This is a genomic window from Candidatus Edwardsbacteria bacterium RifOxyA12_full_54_48 (assembly GCA_001777915.1).
GTDB lineage: Bacteria > Edwardsbacteria > AC1 > AC1 > EtOH8 > UBA2226.
This window is the reverse complement of sequence record MFFN01000004.1, coordinates 857,952-875,622: the sequence shown is the minus strand read 5'-3', so window position 1 is coordinate 875,622 and position 17,671 is coordinate 857,952. Positions and strand designations below refer to the sequence as shown.

Below are 17,671 nucleotides of genomic sequence, written 5' to 3'. Positions count from 1 at the left end.
ATTCTTCCATGGCCGCTACCTCTTTTCCGCCGCCAGCCGGGATATCACGGCCTGGAACTTCTGTTTGACCTCCACGAAACCGATGGAGGCGATGGCCCTCTTGCAGGTCAGGTTCACCAGTTTCTCAAAGGCATCCCCCACTTCTTTCTTGGAGATATCGGTCTTGACCCCGCTGCGGGCGGTGACCAGCCCCGCCCCGGCCTCCAGCATCCTGTCCAGCCGGCCCTGGGGATCGACGTTCTTGATCTCCTTGTCCAGCATCTCCTGCCACTCCTTGGCTTTTTCGCCCTTGGATCCGAATTCCTCCAGCAGCATGTTCAGCAGAATGACCTTCTGTTTGAGCAGTTCCTCGGCCTCGGAGATCTCGGTCATCTTGTCCTCGGAGAGCAGCTCTATGGGGTTTATCTGGGTGGCCCACCAGGGAATCTGGGCCCCGTCCAGCTGCACCCCCAGATAGGCCTGCCCCACCGGCATGATCAGCATCTTATGGCCCTCGCCCTCGGCCACCACCGAATTCAGATTGCCCAGGTCCAGATTGGAGGTGATCACCTCCGCGGCCGAACCGATAAAAGCCACCACCTCGCCCAGGTTGCCCGGGGCGCCGGCGGAGGCCTTTATTGTGGACCCGTCCTCCTTGGAGACGGCGGCGCTGCACTTGACGCCCTCCATCTTCAGGACGCTGTCCATCAGCTCAGCTGGTTCCTTGGCCATAATCTCTCCATCAACGCTTTAAAATATCCTGCCCCGTTAGCCGCCCTTGGCCAGCTTCTGGACAGCCTGGTATTTGTGTTTGGCCAGCATCGGCCCGTATTCCTTGACGCCCTTCTGGTGCATGGCCTCGGCCACCTGGTCCCATACCTGGACCACCTCATCCCGGCTGATGTCGGACTTGGTGCCGTCCTTTATCTTGACCACAAAATCGGTGAACTCCACGTGGCGGGCCAGGTTGCCATTCTTATCGCCGGCCGCCAGGGTGGTTTTGGCCAGTTCCACCCAGGGCCCCACTCCGGCCCCCTTGACCCCGAATTCCTCCAGCATCAGGTTGACGAAATCCACCTTGGCCTGCAGGGTCCGCTCCACCTCATGGGGGTCCACCACCAGGTTCTTGGCCAGGAACCAGGAGATGGTCTTGACCACCTCCAGCACCCCCAGTTTGCTCTCATCGATGATGGCCCGGATGTCGCGCTTGCCGTTGACCAGGGCCAGTATGGTCCAGTCGCTGCGCCGGATGGTGACGGCCGATTCCTCGGGAGCCTGGGCGGTTCTGACCAGGGTGGTATCGAACGGTGGCAGGGTCTTTAATATCTCGTCCATCTCCAGGCGGCGGCGGTCGCCCTCCTGCAGCAGGGCATCGGCCCCCTCCTTGATGGTCTCCTCGGAGGCCTTGGTCCCAGAGGCGAATTTTACCTCGCCGGATGATTCCAGGCACAGGCCGTAAACCGCCTCGCTGCCCTTGATATCGCCGTAAACCGCATGCACCGCCCGGCCCTTGTCGAAGTAGATCTCGCCAAAGTTCTTTCCGGCCTTGACGGTGATCACCCCGGTCTTCTGGAAGTGGGCCAACAGATAGATTATTTCAGTAAGATGGAAATCTGACAGATCGGTTTGAAGGCTCATAAATGGAAAATAATGGGTATTAGAAAATTTTTGTAACTTCTTTTATACCTAATATATTAAGTCTAATTGAAAATCTCCCATCTGTCAACAAAAATTTTCATCCTTCGGCATATGTCAGCCCGGTCCTTAACCTCCCGGCGGTCTTTTCCTCGTCCTGGGTCAGGGACCCCGGAGCCAAGTCTAGGCCCCATGATCCCCTGAAACCATCCTCCATTCCGGCTGCCACCTCGTCGAAAGCCGGTTCCCGCCCCAGGATATCCCTTAAGGTTCCCGCCCGGACCTCCCGGGGATCACGGCTGAAAAACTTATGCTCCTGCCCGCAGTTCATCAGCAGGGAGCCCTGCTGGAGAATGACGCCGTTCATCCGGCGCTGGGCGCTGCCGATGAGCTTTTTGCCTCCGGCGGTGATCTCGTAACGCCCGGCGGCGGCAAAGCACAGGGCCGAGGCTGCGGCCGAGACATCAGGAACCTCCGATCTCACCATCTCGGCATCTACCCCCAATATTTTCAGGCCCGCCAAAAGTCCCTGGGCGATGCGTCCATAGGTCTCCATGATGGTCCCGCCTATCACCGGATCGTCCTCCGGCGCAATGACGCTGTAGGTGAATTCGTCCTGATGCATCACCGCCCTCCCCCCGGTGGGCCGGCGGACTATGTCGAAGCCGGCCCGATGGCAGGCTTCGATATCCAGGTCTTTTATCTTCTGGTTGTATCCCAGGGATACCGCCGGGGGGCTCCACCCGAAGAAACGGATCACCGGAAGTGAGGCGCCGGATTGCACCGAATGCACCAGCGCCTGGTCCAGGGCCATATTGTATGCTCCGTCATTCAGGCCGGTATTGAGAAGACGCCAACGCTGCCTGACTTCAGACATATTATTTTTTCATCCTTTCGACTGCGGAGACCGCCCGGTGGTACCCGTCGGTCACTGCACTATCTTTTATTCCGGATTTTATCGCCATCCCCAGATTCTGGGCGGCCTTTTCATACTGGCCCAGGCGGAGCTGAACCTCGCCCCAGTAAGCCGCCAGCCAGAGATCGCCGCAGCCGTTGATGAAGGCGTTGGAAAATGATTCGTCGGCCTTGGGCCAATTTTCCAGGATAGCATAAGCGATCCCCAAATTGAACCAAGCGTTGCCGTTGGCAGTGTTATACTGCACCGCTTTTTCCAATGCCCCGGCCGCCTTTTCCGGCTGGTTGATTTTCAGAAAGGTTGCCCCCAGATTACTCCAGTAATCCGATCCGGCTGAGTCTATCTCCAGAGCCCTGACAAAAAACTCCACTGCCTCGGCGTGTCTGCCGTTCCAGGCCAGCGCGCTTCCGTAGTTATAGAGCATCCGGGGATGCCGGGGTTCGTTCTCCACCGCTTTTTTATAGACTTGCTCGGCTTTATCGTAAAGGCCACTGGTCCGGTAGTAGATGGCCAGGTTCTCGTAGCCGTAGGCCGATGATTTTTTATCCTGCTCCAGTAAATTTAAATATCGTTTTACCGACAGGTCCGGACTGGAATTGAGGAACAGCCAGGGGATGGCCAGCCACAGCGATAAAAAACCGCCCAGGGCCAACAACCGCCCCCGGCCCGGGTCATGTCGCAGCCGGTGAAGGGCCCAAAGCGCCGCCGGAATGCCCGCCCAGGCGAACAGGTCCCAGTCCCGGGCGGCCCCCAGCTTGGGATCGGTGATGACGATGAAAGCCAGCCCGCTGATGGCCAGCAGTGACAAAAAGATCGTTGCCCGATCCGGCTTGATCCTGGCGCGTTCGATCGGCAACGCCGAGAATAAAAAAATGATGGCGGGGATGGTCAGCAGGTATTCATTCAAGATGTCCATCCAGTGTCCGGGGGAAAAAATACCATAGCCCCACATCCCGTCCCACAGCGGCAGCAGTGGTTTTTGGGGGATCTCGCCCAGCGAGGTCTCCCAGTGAATATCCGGCGATAGCCACTTTCCGGCCAGCACCACCGCCAGCGGCAGGGCCGCCGACAGGGGAACAACCCACCACAATTTCCGGCGGACCTCCGCCCACTTGGCCGCCAGCACATAGACCAGGGCCGGCAGCAGAAAGATTCCCTTGGCGTGCAGGGCCACGATCAGCCCGAATAGAAGCACCAGGGGCAGGGGCCCGGCTTCATCCTCCAGGGACCGGGCGCCCAGCCAGGCGAAGGCCAGGACCGCCAATATAAAAGGAGCGTAGCTCTCCACATAGCCGAAGAATATCTGGTTGAAGCCCAAACCCAGCAGCAGGGCCATGGCAAGCCAAGGGCTGTTTCCGAACCACCGGGTGGATATCCTTCGATAGAGCCAAACCACCGCCAGACCGGACAGGATGCTGATCATAACGTAGGCCCGGGTCGCATCAGCGGTGACCTTCCCGGACAGGATCCTGAACAGCAGGCCGTGGAGCATGGTGGTCAAAGGCTCGGTCAGGGAGATTATCCGGCCGCCGGAGATCTCGCGGACCCTCAGGAAGCCGTCCCCCAGCAGGGGGATGGCCTGGCGCAGCAAAAAGAACAGCCCTCCCATGACAGCTAACAGCAGGACCAGGCCCCAGGGCTTCCGGACAGCAAACCGGCCCTCTGTTTTTGGCAGCCTTGGAGCCCCTAAGCTTAGGAATAAAAAGACCGAAACTCCCACCAAGATCCAGCCCAGCCGGAACCACAACGGGTAATACTGCAGATGATCAAACCCCCAGGTGAAGCGCCCGTTGAAGAAAGAAACCGCGAACCATGCGAGTAAAAACAAAAACCCAATGATTATCGGCTTCCCTTTATTGGCGTACGATTTATTTTCCAATTTTAGCATCCGGCCAGAATAAAATATTTTATTTCAATATGTGCAGCCAGTTGCCCAGCAGGAACTGCATCTGCCCTATCAGCAGCGATATCCGGGCCATCACCGTGTAGCCGAAGGCCGCCCCGAAGGCGATCATCAGGTACCACACCCCCACCTGGGCGGTCCCGCCCACGAATCCCTTGTGCTGGGCCGAAAAGAAGAAGTAGACCAGGGTGGTCAGCACCCCGCCCACGAACAGGACATTGTTGAGCGAGTTCAGAGGAATGGCGGTGGCCTGCACCTGGGCCAGGACATCGGCCGACAGAAAGGCCATCACGGTCAGGCCGGCCCCGATGCCCACCACGAATGACAGGGGAAACCGGATCAGCCAGTTGAGCTTGCGGGAGAAGGCGAAGAATATCATCAGCCCCAGTATCCCGGGGATTATCAGATAGAACTTGTGAGCGAAGTCGCGGTACAGGGGGGTCAGCAGATTGGGCAGCACCACATTGTGGTATTCGGCCGCCACAAAATAGCCGGCCGAGATCCCCACGTAGACATGCTCGGCGAATTTGTAGAGCGGGTTGTCCTTGTACAAAAAGCTGTAGATGCACAGCACCAGCAGCGCCGCCAGCCAGGTTCCGAATACCGCCATGCTATTTCTCCTCCTTCTTGCGGGTGGCAAAGTAGGCGATGTTGCCGATGATGATGAAGGCGATGATCAGGAAATGGCCCAGGCTCTGGGCCGACATCCCGGTGGTGGCCGCGGCCGGGCGGTCTATCAGCATCTCGTACTCGGCCGCCCCCCGCATGCCGCCCATCAGGCCCTGCAGCTGGTTGGACTGCAGGTAGGCCGAGAACTCCGGGGCCGACACCGCGGTGCATCCGCCGGTGACCGGGATCCGGAAGCGCTGCCAGGCGAACTGGATCCACATCAGCAGGCCGGGATCGCCGGCCGAGAAGGATACGATGGCGGCCAGGTTTTTGAGCGACCTTACCTTTTTCATCAGCGGCAGGGTGTCGGTCCGGTTGTGGTAATAGTCCTGGGGAAAGGCGTCGTAGATGTTCTGGGCCATGGAGACCACCACCACATACTGGCCCGATTTGTAGCCCAGGTTGACGTAGTCGGTGCCGTAGGCCTTGCCGGGGAAATCCTTCCGGATCACCTCGCCGATCTGCCGCTCGATCAGCGGAATGCCGGTGACCCAGTGCCCCATCATCACCACCTTCAGGTCCTTGCGCATGGCGTGCCGCAGCATGGCGTCGGCCAGGGGATGCAGCTCCGGCATCGAGCCGGGATCGTAGTCCCAGGAGAACAGCACCGGGGTCCCGGCCGGCAGGCTGTCGATCAGATCGTAGGCCCGCCGCACGTCCTGGGAGATGGTCACCGGCATTTTCAGATCGACCAGCAGGGCCGCGGCCACCACCAGCCCCATGGCCAAAAATATCCAGCGGCGGTCCAGCTGGGTGAGTTTGGTCATCGTTTCCTTGAATCCCATCTTAATTGCCTCCCCCGGTGGTCAGGTAGGACCGTTCGATACCCAGCAGCATCCGCAGGGCCATGGACACCGCCCCCAGGGCCGCCCCGATCTTGATGCCCCGCTGGCCGGCGGCGTTGGGAATGTCCATGATCCACTGGGTCAGGCCTTCCAGGGCGTTGGGGAATTTGGCCCCCAGCCAGGGAAGGTGGTGCCAGATGAGGTTGCCCAGCGGGATCCGGCCGATCATGATGATGGTGGCGGCCACCAGCAGCAAGGTGGCCTCCTTGTTGCGGGCCCGAAAGGCCCGGTAGGCGGCCGAGGCGATGAAGAAGGCCAGCAGCGAGAACATGGCGGCCGACAGCGGCGCCATCACGTTGTCGTACAGCCAGTAGTAGGCCGTGCCCTCGTTGATGCCCCAGAACAGCCCGATCACCATCATCGACACCAGGCATATCAGCAGCACCAGGCTGTAATACCAGCCGCTTTTTTGGCGGTGGATCTTGTCGGCATGCACCTGGATCAGATTGCCGATCCCCAGCACCAGGGTGAAGGCCACGATGATGATCTCCCAGGACTGCATCTCCTGGGCCGATGCCGCGATGATCTTGTGCGGCACGAAGAAGGCCAGTATCATGTAGAACCCGGCCAGGAAAGTGATCGTCAATGGCAGTGTTTTTTTCATTTCAGTGATCTCCTTACTGCGAGGCCAGCCAGCGGCTGGCGAAAAAGTGAAGCTGGGGATATTTCAGGGCCAGGGTCTCCAGGATGACGCCCAGAATTATCAGCCCGATGGCGATGGCCTTGCCCCAGTCCTGGGCCTTGATGGTGCCCATCAGCACCGGCTCCTTTGACAGGTAGGCCGAGGCGGCGTAGATCTCCTCGCCGATCAGGGTGTAGTCGCAGGCCGCCACGAAGAACGGCAGCTGGGTGATCATGGCGGTGCCGGCGATCTGGATGGCCCCGGTGGCATAGCCGGTCTCGGCCAAGATCAGGGACTCGGCGTAAAAGGTCCCGATCATGAAATTGGCCGCCGGTTTCTCGCGGATCATGATGCCGTCCACCCCGGCGGTATAGGCGAACTGCTCGTTGGTCAGGTAGCGGATGTTCTCGGCCCGGTAGGCGTCCGGCCGCCCGGCGTTCATGTAGCTGGCCTTGACGATCTCCTGGGCCAGGGTCATCACCAGGGGATCGGAGCAGGGCACCAGCAGGGGGGTCTCATACTCGGCGGCCTTCTCGGCCACCCGCCCCAGGATCACCAGGCTGGCCAGGGTCTGGATGTCGGACACCGCCGACAGCCCCCCCGACGGCAGATACAGGATGGGGCGTCCCATCTCGGTGGCCCGCCCGATGGCCTCGTCCACCGCCGACAGGCCGGTTATCTTGCGGACAAACAGGGTGGCCCCCCTTCTGGCCCGCCAGATGAAGAACAGCACCAGCCCGGCAAAGAGGGCCAAAGCGATCAGTAGGCTGACCCGCTGGCTGTTGAACCACGATGCCCGCGGAACCGCCGGCTCGCTGACCCGGGAAGCAAACACCCCGGCATCGGTGACCGCATCTATTCGATAGAAATATTTTTTTCCGTTGGCCAGCCCCTGGTCCGAGTACTCGCTGATCCCGGGAGCCATTTCGACGATCTGGGAGAACGGACCCTCCTGGGATCCGGCCCTCTGTAATCGCAGCACCAATATCTCCGGACCCTGGTAGGCCGGCAGTTCCCAGGTCACCCGCAGCTCGCCTCCGGCATCATTGGGAACATCCTCCGCCTTCAGATTCTCCACATAAAAATTGGGGGGGGGCGGATCAAAGGCGGAAACAGCCTCCGAGAAGGACAGCCCGGCGGACAGCGCCAATAATGTCAATATTGTTATTTTTAATTGCATATTGGCCTTTTTTGTTATGGTTGAAAAATTATGCCCGGTTCGATTTCAAAAATCTCCCCGGACATTGTTAAGGTGTTAATATTATCGGGACTCTCAATGGTTTTATACCCGAATTATCCGTTTTCCGGTCCCGGGCCCTTCTTGATCTGCTCGATGACCCGGATAGCTTCCTCCCTGGTTTTGCAGATATTGGACTCCAGCTTGGCCTTCTTGGATGAAGTACGGACCGTCATCCTGGCCACGGGATTTTCTCCATAGCGGGCGAAGCCCAGGATGTATTTTTGGAAAACTTCCCTTGCCCGTTGTCCAAAGTATTCACTGGCCTGGGCCCCGATATGTAGTCCGTCGATTTTTGATATCATATACACTCGGCGGCCCAGGGATTCCAGCTTCTCTTGGTTAAGGCGGATGAACTCATCCACGTCCTGCCCGCTGCTAATGGAGTAGTCGTCCTCGGTGAACAGCACGTTAATCTCCGGGTCGTATTCAAACCTTACTGTTTGGAGTGCCATTTTAAGCGGTTATCATCCTTTCCCAAGTTGATACCTTGCCCCCTGGCAGTAAAAACCCAGGCCCCAAAAACCCGGTTTCAGTCTTCGATCAGTTCCACGTTGGCCCGGGGCACCACCGCCTTGGTGCCGTCCTCGAATGTCACCTCCAGCACCCGGGCGTGGCTCTCGGATTCCAATTGCTGGAGTTCGTGCGGCAGGGCCGACACCTTGCCGATCTTGCCGAAGTACGGCTGGCGGATCACCCGGATGGCGCTGCCGATCTCCATGCCCCCGGCCTCCTTGACGGCCTCGCTGCCGGCATCCTGGCTGCTTAGCGGAATGATCACTTCGGGGCGCATCACGCCGGCCCTGATCTGGGTGGCCCCGTTGACCGAAGCTTTTAGCCCCTCTTTGGACTTGAGCAGTTTGAAGGTCTTGCCGGCCATGCTCATCTGGCCGAAGCCCTCGGTGACCACCAGGGTCAGCCCCACCTCCTCATGCCCGGTGATGGCCACCCCGATGTCGTATCCCATCAGTTTCTTCAGATCGGCATCATCGATGCCGCCCACCACCACCGCTTTGGCGCCCACCTCGGCCGCCTTCTTCAGGGCGCCGTATTTGATCAGCGATCCGCCGACCACCACCTTCCCTTTGCAGTCGGGGGTCAGCATCTCCACGGTCAGCTCCTGTGAGGGGTCGGCCGCCACCACCTTGATATCTCCGTTGGTCTCCCCGCCCACTCCGAAGATGCCCTGGATGAAGCTGCCGAAAGCCTCCACCGTGGCACCCTCGGACTCGCTGACCTCGGTCACCTGCCCGTCGATGTAGGCCTTGATCTGGACCGGCATGGGCGGCTCCCGCAGGATCACCTGCCCGGTGATGCTGGAGACGGACTCCAGGGTCCCGGCCACCGGGGCCTTGCAGCTGCTCTTGAACAGCCCGAAGAACCCCTTGCTCTCGGCCAGGGTCTCATCCTTGGCCACCGGGTCGCCGATCTTTTTCATCATGTGGGAGGGCACATCCTCGGCCAGCAGGCCCAAAAGACCGGAGACGTTGACCGGCTGGACATTGCCCGGCAGCTCGGTCCTGGCCACTATCTGGTCGGAGCCTACCTTGTCGCCCTTCTTGACTATCACCTGGCCTTTCAGGGGAAGGCGGCGGTCTTTTTTGATCAGGGTCTTCTCGGTTACCTTCAGTCCCGGGGTATATGCATGTGCCATAGTATATTTCCTTATTGTTGGGGCAATTCATGAATTGCCCTTACGTTATTCGGTTGGGACACGGCCTGCCGTGTCCTTACAATTATCTTTTTTAACAGCAGCCCTCTCCGCAACGGGGAGGGCTGGGGAGGGGTCATTTATTTGGGATATACTCCCAAGGCCTGGTTCCACTCGGTCAGCTTTTTGATCCTCTCCTTCTTGTCCTCGGGGATCACCAGCGGCCGGCCCCGGCCGTCGATGATCAGACCCACCGTCCCGCCCTCCAGATCAACCTCCATCTCCTTGCCCTTGCCGGCTCCGATATCGAAGCCCTTGGCCGGGACCACCACCGCCTTCAACTTTTCGGCCAGCGGGATCAGCTTCATCTGGCCGACCTTGATCTTCTCCTCGACCACCGAGCCGTCCTCCCTGGTGTACTTGACGGTGACGCAGGGCTGTCCCTCCTTGCCCTGGCCGGTGGGGCAGATGCAGGAGCCCAGCCGCACCAGGCAGTCCTTGAGAAAGACCTCGTTGGCCGCCTTGGCGTGCACCGTGGAAAGCACCCCCAGGTGCGGGGCCATGAAGATGGAATCCACCGCCATGGTGGTGATGCCCTCGGGCTGGAAGGCGTCGATCATCATCAGGGCCGACTGCACCCGGCGCGGGGCGTGCGACAGCACCCCTCCGGAGCCGATCAGGATCTTGAGGTCCATCATGTTGATCAGGGTCTCGCCCGAGCCGGTCTGCTCGAAGGCGTCGGAGATGGTCCGCTCCTGCTGGACGCCTTTGAGGCCCACCGCCATGCTCTTGTGCTGGACGAAGGCCAGCCGCAGGGCCTCGCGGGAGATGGCCTGCTCGATCTGCAGCTCCTCCTGGGTCTGGGGGATGGTGGTGGGCCGGATCATCTTGTTGCGGATCCGGTTCCGGACCTCGGCCTCGTCCATCTCGAACGGCACCCAGCGCATGATATTGGCGATGCCGGCCTCGGCCAGCACATTGGAGATGGAGTAGCTCATCCCCAGGTTGGCGGAGACGGTGCGGTTGAAGACGTCGCTGTCGGTGCCCTTGTCGAAGAACACCGAAAAGACGTCGGTGGTGGCCCCGCCGATATCCACCCCCACCGCCGCGATATGCTCGGCCTTGGCCAGGCTTTGGATCATCAGCCCCACCGCGCCGGGGGTGGGCATGATCGGCACCTCATGGGCCATGGCCATCAGTTTTTTGTAGCCCGGGGCGTGGGCCATCACATGCTCCATGAAGACGTCGTGGATGGCGTCGCGGGCCGGGGTCAGGTTCTCGCGCTCCAGCACCGGCCGCAGATTGTCCTTGATCAGCAGGGCGGTCTTGGACTCCAGGGTCTTGGTGATGATCTCCCGGGCGTCCTTGTTCCCGGCGTAGATCACCGGCAGGCGGTAGCTGGTCCCAAAGCGGGGCTTGGGATCGGCCGCGGCGATCAGCTCGGCCATCTCGGCCACGTGGGTGACCGTCCCCCCGTCGATGCCGCCGGACAGCAGGATCATGTCCGGGCGCAGGTGGCGGATGCGCTCGATCCGCTGGTGCGGCAGGCGGCCGTCGTTGGAGGCCAGCACGTCCATCACGATGGCCCCGGCCCCCAGGGCCGCCCGGGCGGCCGATTCGCCGGTCATGGATTTGACCACTCCGGCCACCATCATCTGCAGGCCGCCGCCGGCCGAGGAGGTGGACATGTAGATATCCACGCCGGTCATGCCCTCGGCCGGGGTGATGATGTCGTCGCCGTTGAGTATCTTGCGGCCCGACAGCTCCTCCACCTCGCGCACCGAGTTGAGCACCCCCTTGGTGACGTCCTCGAAGGGCTTCTCCACCGTGGTGGGGGCCTCGCCCCGGGTGGTCTGGCGGTATTCGCCGTTCTGGTATTCGATCAGGATCGCCTTGGTGGTGGTGCTGCCGCAGTCGGTGACCAGGATCGTTTTCAGCTTGTTGGGATCAACTGCCATCGTCGTCTCCTAATGGATTATATGGAATTTTTATATGTTTTTCTAACTTTGAATATAAAGAACTACGACCAGGAAGCAACGCGAGAACTTTTTCTAACCTATTAACATTTAAATTTATAATTGCATGTAATCTTTTTTCATCATCTGATAATTTATATTTATTTAAGTCAACATTAGCTTCTTTACATGCTTTAATTAGCCACCCTTCTAATTTAGGACACAAAAGTATCAATTTATTCAATTTGTTTTTATCAACGTAAATTTCAAAATCTTTATTGTTTTCGATTTTTTCCAATAAGTCTAAATACCTAGGCTGACTGCTTCCAATATCTTTATCAATGATACCAATAGCATTTGTTGCCTTTGATAAATTTTCGCAAACACCACCTTTGCCGTTGGAATGATGTATATCATTTGCATCAATGTTAAACGATGAAACCAAAGTTTCATCTGCTTTACATTCAATAAATATCATAACTTATTTATATATTTTTCTAAATTCAAGAAGATGTCTTTGTTTTGGCTCATTTCAAAAATGCCCGAGATTTCATTATCTTTAATGGTTCTGATTTTTGTTTGATAATCATCAAAATATGAAACAAATATAGCCAAATCCTCTTTTTGTGTTTTTTCAATTATTGAACTTAAAAAATAGGGATTGTGGGTCGCAACAAAATACTGATTAGAGTCATCCAAACCAATCCTTTCCGCAATGTACTTGACATAATACGGAAAAGCAAATGCTTCCGGTTCATCAAGTACTATTACAGAGTCTTTATTTGTTTCTATTGCAGCTAAATGAAAAATAAGGCGCCTTAATGTATCAGATACTAGTATATATGGATATGTAATTATTATATCATCGATTTCTTTTTGTATTTTTATCTGATTTATCTGCGGCTCTAAAACAACTCTCAATCCAAATTCTTTAAATAAATCAGCTGTTAATGATCGTAATTTTTTATTTATAGTTAACAAGAACACCAAATTATCACCAACAACAGGAAGCAAATAGTCTGCTTCTTTTAAATTATATTTTGTCTTTTCGTTATAACGATAGTATTTTATATTGGTTTTCTTTTGTGAGTTTGTGGAACTCGTTATATGCTCATAATCTGCTTTAAACTCAAAAAAAGGTTGTATAACAGTAGCACCGCTTCCAATATAACCTGAAAAATTTTGTTTATCATAGCTAAGAGAAAATAAATAATCACCAAATTTTATTGTTATATGTTGCTCAATATTTTCATCATAAAATAAATTATTTATAGTTTCGTGCCTGGCAAATATTTTTAAATCACTTAATCCATTGGGTGATTGATTTAAACCCATCAATCCCAACGCTTCTAAAATATTTGTTTTCCCCGTGTTGGGTTTCCCAATAAAAATATTAACCCTTTTACAATCTAATTTTAAATCTTTTATCGACTTAAAATTTTGTATTTGTAATATATTAAACATTTTTCTTCTCCTTCAAAAATAAAACCATCCCTTTATTTTAATCCTACCCATCCTTTTATCTTCTCCCACCAGGTCTTCTTGCCCTCGGCCTTTCTCATTTTTTTGGCCTCATCCTTTTCCGCCTTCTCCCTGGCTTGCCACTCGGCCTCCTGGCGTTCAATCTCCTGCAAAAGGAGTTCCACGTTATCCCGGTCCTCCATCAGCACCGCGAATTCATCATATTCCTTGCGGTTCAGAAAGGCCTGGACCATGGGCTGGAAGAAGATCAGGGCCTGGCTGCCGATGAAGGTCAGCGGCTTGACCGACTCGATGAACATGATGGCCGGCACCGTCAGTTTTCGTTTGACCACCTGGTTGGCGATCTTGGCCAGAAGTTCCTTGGCCCGTTCCGGGCCGACCTCGCCTAGATCGGAGATGGAGGAATTTGACATGATGCCTTTTATACCAAAATATTGATGCTTAAAGCTTCCCCTCTGATCAAGAGGGGTTTAGGGGTGTGTCTCTTCTCTAATAAGAGGGGTTGGGGGGGTGTCACCTTACTATCACCATCTTCCCGGTGGCCGTCTGTCCATTTGATTCCAGCCGCACCAGGTACACCCCGCTGGCCACTTTCCGTTTGCCGGCATCCCGGCCGTTCCACTGCAAACTGTAAACCCCGGAACCTTTGAACTCGTTTGCCAGCGTCCGCACCTCCTGCCCCAGCAGATTAAATACTTTTATGGATGCCTGACCGCTCTGCGGGAGAGAATACTCAACAGTATTTCCGTATACCCGTAATTTTAAATTCTGAATTTTTAAATTTGCATTTTGCAGTGGGTCGCCAGCTATCCCCGCCGGCCCGTAGCCCTGGTAAATACCAAGCCCGGATGATCCGTCTGCCACATATATTAAGCCTCCGGCAAAGGCCACCCCAGTTGCCGATCCCGGCGTGTCGTAATAACCTACCTCTACAGGTGCAGCCGGATCGCTGATATCTATTACTCGAAGTCCGGCAGTAGCTGCAGTGACATAGGCATATATGCCCGACACGGCTACGCCCCATGCATTGTCCGGAGTATCGCAATGACCAACTTCTGAAGGATTTAAAGGGTTTGATATGTCTATTATCCTTAACCCGGCATCAAAGTCAGCTACATAGGCATAATTCCCGTTTACTGCTACACTCAAAGCCCTTCCTGGAGTATCATAGAAGCCTGTCTCGGTCAGGTTGGCTGTGTCTGAAATGTCAATGACCCGCAACCCTGCATAATAGTCCGCTACGTAAGCATAATTGCCGTCAACCGCCACACCATAAGCAAAATGGGGCGTAACGTAATTGCCTGCTTCGGTGGGACTGGCCGGATCAGATACGTTTATGACCCGCAACCCTGAATCTCCTTCGGCCACGTAGGCATATCCTCCGGCTACCGCTACAGCCTGTGCGTAATGGGGCGTATCGTAGCCCCCTGTTTCGGTGGGACTGGACGGGGAAGAAACATCTATGATCCTCAATCCGCTATAACCATTCGTCGCATAAGCATAATTGCCGGTGACGGCAACGCCATAAGTATTGCCATAATCTTCGTAGGCTCCGGTTTCGGTTGGATTGGCTGGATTTGAAATGTTGATTATTCGCAGTCCATAATCCCCCAAATAGGCGTAGCCACCGGATACTGCTATGCCATAAGCATCGCCCGGCGTGTCGTAAAAGCCTACTGTCCGCACGTTAGAGCTGTCCTGGGCCAGCGTCTGCCCGGCAAAACATAGTGCAACAGCAAAAAGAAATTTTACCCTCATGGTTACACCTCCGTTAAACTATTTGAAACTGTTTGAAACGGTTCGAACTGTTTCCAACCGGTTCAAACGTTTATAAACACCCGCCTGAATATCTGAGCCTCGGCTCCTTGACCGCCTTGACGTCGTCCAGCCGGCCGATGGGGGTATTATGGGGGGCGGATTTGACGATCTCGGGATCGGTCTCGATTTCCTGGGCTATCTTCTTCATGGCCTCGATGAAGGCATCCAGCGTCTCCTGGCTCTCGGTCTCGGTGGGCTCGATCATGATGGCCTCGGGCACGATCAACGGGAAATAGATGGTCGGGGCGTGATAGCCGTAGTCCAGCAGCCGCTTGGCGATGTCCAGGGTCTTGACCCCCTTCTCCCGGAACTTGGTCCCGGAGAAAACGCACTCATGCTTGCAGTGGGCCTTATAGGGCAGGTCGTAGATCCCTTCCAGCGAGCGCATGATGTAGTTGGCATTGATGATGGCGTTTTCAGCGGCTGCCCGGACGCCCTCCGGCCCCAGCATCCGCAGATAGGTGTAGGCCTTGACCATCACCAGGAAATTGCCGAAGAAGCTGTGGACCTTGCCGATGCTGTCGGGCCGGTCGTAGTTCAAATAATATTCGGTTTCCCGATTTTCGCTTTTCGCTTCTCGAGCCCCGATCGTGGGGACCGGAAGGAAAGGCTCCAGCGCCTTGGTGCAGGCCACCCCGCCCCCGCCCGGGCCGCCGCCGCCGTGGGGCGTGGCAAAGGTCTTGTGCAGGTTGAAGTGCATGGCGTCGATGCCCATGTCGCCGGGCCGGACGATGCCCATCAGGGCGTTGAGGTTGGCCCCGTCCATGAACACCAGGCCGCCGACATCGTGGACCATTTTGGTGGCGGTGCAGATGTTCTTTTCGAACAGCCCCAGGGTGTTGGGATTGGTCAGCATCAGGGCCGCCACCTCGTTATCCAGGTGGGCCTTCAGGTCCTCGGGATCCAGCAGCCCCTGGGCGTTGGATTTTATCTGGACCGCCTGGTAGCCGCAGATGGTGGCCGAGGCCGGGTTGGTGCCGTGGGCCGAGTCGGGGATCAGTATCTTCTTTCTGGGATTTCCCTTCTTGACATGATAGGCCCGGATCATCATCAAGGCGGTCAGCTCGCCGTGGGCCCCGGCCACCGGCTGCAGGGTGATGGCCTCCAGCCCGGCGATCTTGCACAGTTGGCCGCCCAGATCATTCATCAGCCGCAGGGCGCCCTGCATGTCTGCCTGGTCCTGCAGGGGATGCAGCCCGGTGAAGCCCGGCAGGCGGGACATATCCTCGTTGATCTTGGGGTTGTACTTCATGGTGCAGGAGCCCAGGGGATAAAAGCCCTTGTCCACATGATGATTCAGGGTGGACAGCCGGACGAAATGGCGCATCACGTCTATCTCCGAGACCTGTGGCAGGCAGGACAGTTCCGGTCGCAAATATTTCTCGGGGATCAGCCGGTTCAAGGGGTTAACGGGCACGTCGCAGGCCGGCAGGGGATGCCCCTTGCGGCCGGCGGATGATAGTTCAAAAATGCTCTTCTCGATCATGGGAATCCTTTAAACAATGTGTTGTAGCATAACAGCATAGGATATCATTAAAGAGTGGATGATGTCAAGATAAAATTATGATTGCTTAATGCATTACTTACCAGTTTCAAAATCATTAGTATAGATCAAAAAAGCACCCTTATGGGCGCTTTTAATTTATCACTCCGCTGGTGGTGCCGGGGGCTTATAAACGTTCTGGATCCCGGGATCCACCGACTTAATAGTATTTTCTGCTTCCGCCAGGGAATCATAGGTGCCAAAAGCTCCGGCAATGGCAAACTCGTCAATGGATTTTTCCGAAGTATAATACCAGATATTATTCTCTTTAAGAGCATTGGAATTCTGGTATGCCTGTTCCGTCGTTGGATGAACAATATATTTCTTTCCGGCTGACCTTATACCAATATAAATCATCTTTTTTCACCCCCTTTCAAAACAAATTGAATTTCTTCGACAAGCCTTTTAGCTTCGTTTTTTATTCCCTCAATGTTTACATCTTGCGAAATAACTTTATCTAAGTAGATCATTGCCTCCCGATCATCTTTCATTCTATGGCAGACATCACCGATATTTAGAAGGGCCACAACTTTCATAAAGGTCATATTCTGCTGAACTGCTAGATTATGGCATTCTTTAAACAATTTTTTTGCTTTAGGATAATCGTCTCTGCTGTAGTATTCTAACCCTATATCACACAATATATTAACCATACTGCTTTTTTCACCAATTTCCCGGGAGAGGGAAAATGCCTTGTTAAAATACTCTATACTTCCTTCATGATTCCCCATTTCACGCATTGCTTTTCCGCATACTTGGTAAGCTCTTATTAGGTTGACTTTATTTGTCAATAATAATAATTTCCCTTGAATCAGCTTTAAGGCTTCATTATATTTTTCAATGCTTATAAGATTATCCGCTATGTTCAACAATACGGCATTAACACCGTTTTCTTCTTCAAGATTATTATATATTTCAAGTGATTTATTAAATAATTCACTCGCTTCCTGGAATTTTTCCTTATATTGGAAAGTTTTGCCTAATTGCCGATAGCAATACGCCATGCCTTCACTGCCATTATTTTTTCTATACAAAGCTAAAGAATCATGGAATCTTGTTTCTGCCTTTTCAAAGTCGCTTTGGTGCAAATAAACATTCCCTATTTGACCTATAGCTTTTGCTTCTCTTTTTTCGTCCTTTAATTTTTCGCTGACGAATAAGTTCCTGCTAAAATCAGACAAAGCCTGATCGTAATTACCGATCAAATGGTGCACCTCCCCCCGGCTCTCGTAAATATCGGAAATATTGCCGTGTGGGTTCAGGTAAAACTTTTCCCGCAATGCTTTTCTGGCAGCGTTCATGCGTATACTTTTTTCATTTACGTTGGTAGTAAAGAAAGGCCTGGATTCCCATTCCCCGCCTTCGCGAGGACAAGCTGGGGCAATTCCCCGTATACCGAATACTGTCTCCTGTATA

General features: G+C 54.9%; 18 protein-coding genes. All 18 read right to left on the bottom strand.

Annotated features, from left to right (window positions below; genetic code table 11):
* Nucleotides 1-15: 15 nt before the first annotated feature.
* Nucleotides 16-711, bottom strand: coding sequence for a hypothetical protein (locus tag A2273_05555; GenBank protein OGF07925.1), 696 nt, complete (start codon nt 709-711; stop codon nt 16-18).
* 36 nt (nt 712-747) lie between these two features.
* Nucleotides 748-1,617, bottom strand: a complete 870-nt coding sequence (locus tag A2273_05550) for a hypothetical protein (GenBank protein OGF07924.1) — start codon at nt 1,615-1,617, stop codon at nt 748-750.
* Between the two features lie 97 nt (nt 1,618-1,714).
* Nucleotides 1,715-2,491: a hypothetical protein gene (locus A2273_05545; protein OGF07923.1), complete on the bottom strand. Its 777-nt coding sequence runs from the start codon at nt 2,489-2,491 to the stop codon at nt 1,715-1,717.
* Nucleotide 2,492: 1 nt separating this feature from the next.
* Entirely contained in the window at nt 2,493-4,418 is a 1,926-nt protein-coding gene (locus A2273_05540) for a hypothetical protein (protein ID OGF07922.1), read from the bottom strand.
* A gap of 19 nt (nt 4,419-4,437) precedes the next feature.
* Nucleotides 4,438-5,043 (bottom strand): hypothetical protein, encoded by a 606-nt coding sequence (locus tag A2273_05535; protein ID OGF07921.1) that lies wholly within the window; start codon nt 5,041-5,043, stop codon nt 4,438-4,440.
* A 1-nt stretch (nt 5,044) separates the two neighbouring features.
* Nucleotides 5,045-5,869 (bottom strand): hypothetical protein, encoded by an 825-nt coding sequence (locus A2273_05530; protein OGF08039.1) that lies wholly within the window; start codon nt 5,867-5,869, stop codon nt 5,045-5,047.
* Between the two features lie 19 nt (nt 5,870-5,888).
* Nucleotides 5,889-6,551: a hypothetical protein gene (locus A2273_05525; GenBank protein OGF07920.1), complete on the bottom strand. Its 663-nt coding sequence runs from the start codon at nt 6,549-6,551 to the stop codon at nt 5,889-5,891.
* Nucleotides 6,552-6,564: 13 nt separating this feature from the next.
* Nucleotides 6,565-7,332: a hypothetical protein gene (locus A2273_05520; GenBank protein OGF08038.1), complete on the bottom strand. Its 768-nt coding sequence runs from the start codon at nt 7,330-7,332 to the stop codon at nt 6,565-6,567.
* Between the two features lie 530 nt (nt 7,333-7,862).
* A complete protein-coding gene (locus tag A2273_05515) occupies nt 7,863-8,216 on the bottom strand; it encodes a hypothetical protein (GenBank protein ID OGF07919.1) in 354 nt (117 codons plus the stop codon).
* 122 nt (nt 8,217-8,338) lie between these two features.
* Nucleotides 8,339-9,460 (bottom strand): hypothetical protein, encoded by a 1,122-nt coding sequence (locus tag A2273_05510; protein ID OGF07918.1) that lies wholly within the window; start codon nt 9,458-9,460, stop codon nt 8,339-8,341.
* Nucleotides 9,461-9,597: 137 nt separating this feature from the next.
* Nucleotides 9,598-11,415: a methylaspartate mutase gene (locus tag A2273_05505; protein OGF07917.1), complete on the bottom strand. Its 1,818-nt coding sequence runs from the start codon at nt 11,413-11,415 to the stop codon at nt 9,598-9,600.
* Complete coding sequence (locus A2273_05500; GenBank protein ID OGF07916.1) at nt 11,405-11,890, bottom strand: hypothetical protein; 486 nt, start codon at nt 11,888-11,890, stop codon at nt 11,405-11,407. The genes A2273_05505 and A2273_05500 overlap by 11 nt, the downstream gene beginning before the upstream one ends.
* Nucleotides 11,887-12,876: a hypothetical protein gene (locus tag A2273_05495; protein ID OGF07915.1), complete on the bottom strand. Its 990-nt coding sequence runs from the start codon at nt 12,874-12,876 to the stop codon at nt 11,887-11,889. The genes A2273_05500 and A2273_05495 overlap by 4 nt, the downstream gene beginning before the upstream one ends.
* Nucleotides 12,877-12,908: 32 nt before the next feature.
* Nucleotides 12,909-13,307: a hypothetical protein gene (locus A2273_05490; GenBank protein OGF07914.1), complete on the bottom strand. Its 399-nt coding sequence runs from the start codon at nt 13,305-13,307 to the stop codon at nt 12,909-12,911.
* A gap of 100 nt (nt 13,308-13,407) precedes the next feature.
* Nucleotides 13,408-14,652 carry a hypothetical protein gene (locus A2273_05485; protein OGF07913.1) on the bottom strand — a complete coding sequence of 415 codons (1,245 nt, stop codon included), beginning with the start codon at nt 14,650-14,652 and terminating at the stop codon, nt 13,408-13,410.
* A 70-nt stretch (nt 14,653-14,722) separates the two neighbouring features.
* The gene (locus tag A2273_05480) at nt 14,723-16,198 is read right to left on the bottom strand and encodes a glycine dehydrogenase (aminomethyl-transferring) (protein OGF07912.1); all 1,476 of its coding nucleotides are present in this window, start codon (nt 16,196-16,198) and stop codon (nt 14,723-14,725) included.
* Nucleotides 16,199-16,357: 159 nt separating this feature from the next.
* On the bottom strand, nt 16,358-16,612 hold the full coding sequence (locus A2273_05475) for a hypothetical protein (GenBank protein ID OGF07911.1): 255 nt from the start codon (nt 16,610-16,612) through the stop codon (nt 16,358-16,360).
* Nucleotides 16,609-17,556 carry a hypothetical protein gene (locus tag A2273_05470; protein ID OGF07910.1) on the bottom strand — a complete coding sequence of 316 codons (948 nt, stop codon included), beginning with the start codon at nt 17,554-17,556 and terminating at the stop codon, nt 16,609-16,611. Before A2273_05470 ends, A2273_05475 begins: the two co-directional genes overlap by 4 nt.
* Nucleotides 17,557-17,671: the final 115 nt, after the last annotated feature.

Coding starts and splice junctions, on each gene's coding strand:
- A2273_05555 (OGF07925.1), bottom strand. CDS start 711: ATGGCCAAGGAACCAGCTGAGCTGATGGACAGCGTCCTGAAGATGGAG.
- A2273_05550 (OGF07924.1), bottom strand. CDS start 1,617: ATGAGCCTTCAAACCGATCTGTCAGATTTCCATCTTACTGAAATAATC.
- A2273_05545 (OGF07923.1), bottom strand. CDS start 2,491: ATGTCTGAAGTCAGGCAGCGTTGGCGTCTTCTCAATACCGGCCTGAAT.
- A2273_05540 (OGF07922.1), bottom strand. CDS start 4,418: ATGCTAAAATTGGAAAATAAATCGTACGCCAATAAAGGGAAGCCGATA.
- A2273_05535 (OGF07921.1), bottom strand. CDS start 5,043: ATGGCGGTATTCGGAACCTGGCTGGCGGCGCTGCTGGTGCTGTGCATC.
- A2273_05530 (OGF08039.1), bottom strand. CDS start 5,869: ATGACCAAACTCACCCAGCTGGACCGCCGCTGGATATTTTTGGCCATG.
- A2273_05525 (OGF07920.1), bottom strand. CDS start 6,551: ATGAAAAAAACACTGCCATTGACGATCACTTTCCTGGCCGGGTTCTAC.
- A2273_05510 (OGF07918.1), bottom strand. CDS start 9,460: ATGGCACATGCATATACCCCGGGACTGAAGGTAACCGAGAAGACCCTG.
- A2273_05505 (OGF07917.1), bottom strand. CDS start 11,415: ATGGCAGTTGATCCCAACAAGCTGAAAACGATCCTGGTCACCGACTGC.
- A2273_05500 (OGF07916.1), bottom strand. CDS start 11,890: ATGATATTTATTGAATGTAAAGCAGATGAAACTTTGGTTTCATCGTTT.
- A2273_05495 (OGF07915.1), bottom strand. CDS start 12,876: ATGTTTAATATATTACAAATACAAAATTTTAAGTCGATAAAAGATTTA.
- A2273_05490 (OGF07914.1), bottom strand. CDS start 13,307: ATGTCAAATTCCTCCATCTCCGATCTAGGCGAGGTCGGCCCGGAACGG.
- A2273_05485 (OGF07913.1), bottom strand. CDS start 14,652: ATGAGGGTAAAATTTCTTTTTGCTGTTGCACTATGTTTTGCCGGGCAG.
- A2273_05480 (OGF07912.1), bottom strand. CDS start 16,198: ATGATCGAGAAGAGCATTTTTGAACTATCATCCGCCGGCCGCAAGGGG.
- A2273_05475 (OGF07911.1), bottom strand. CDS start 16,612: ATGATTTATATTGGTATAAGGTCAGCCGGAAAGAAATATATTGTTCAT.
- A2273_05470 (OGF07910.1), bottom strand. CDS start 17,556: ATGAACGCTGCCAGAAAAGCATTGCGGGAAAAGTTTTACCTGAACCCA.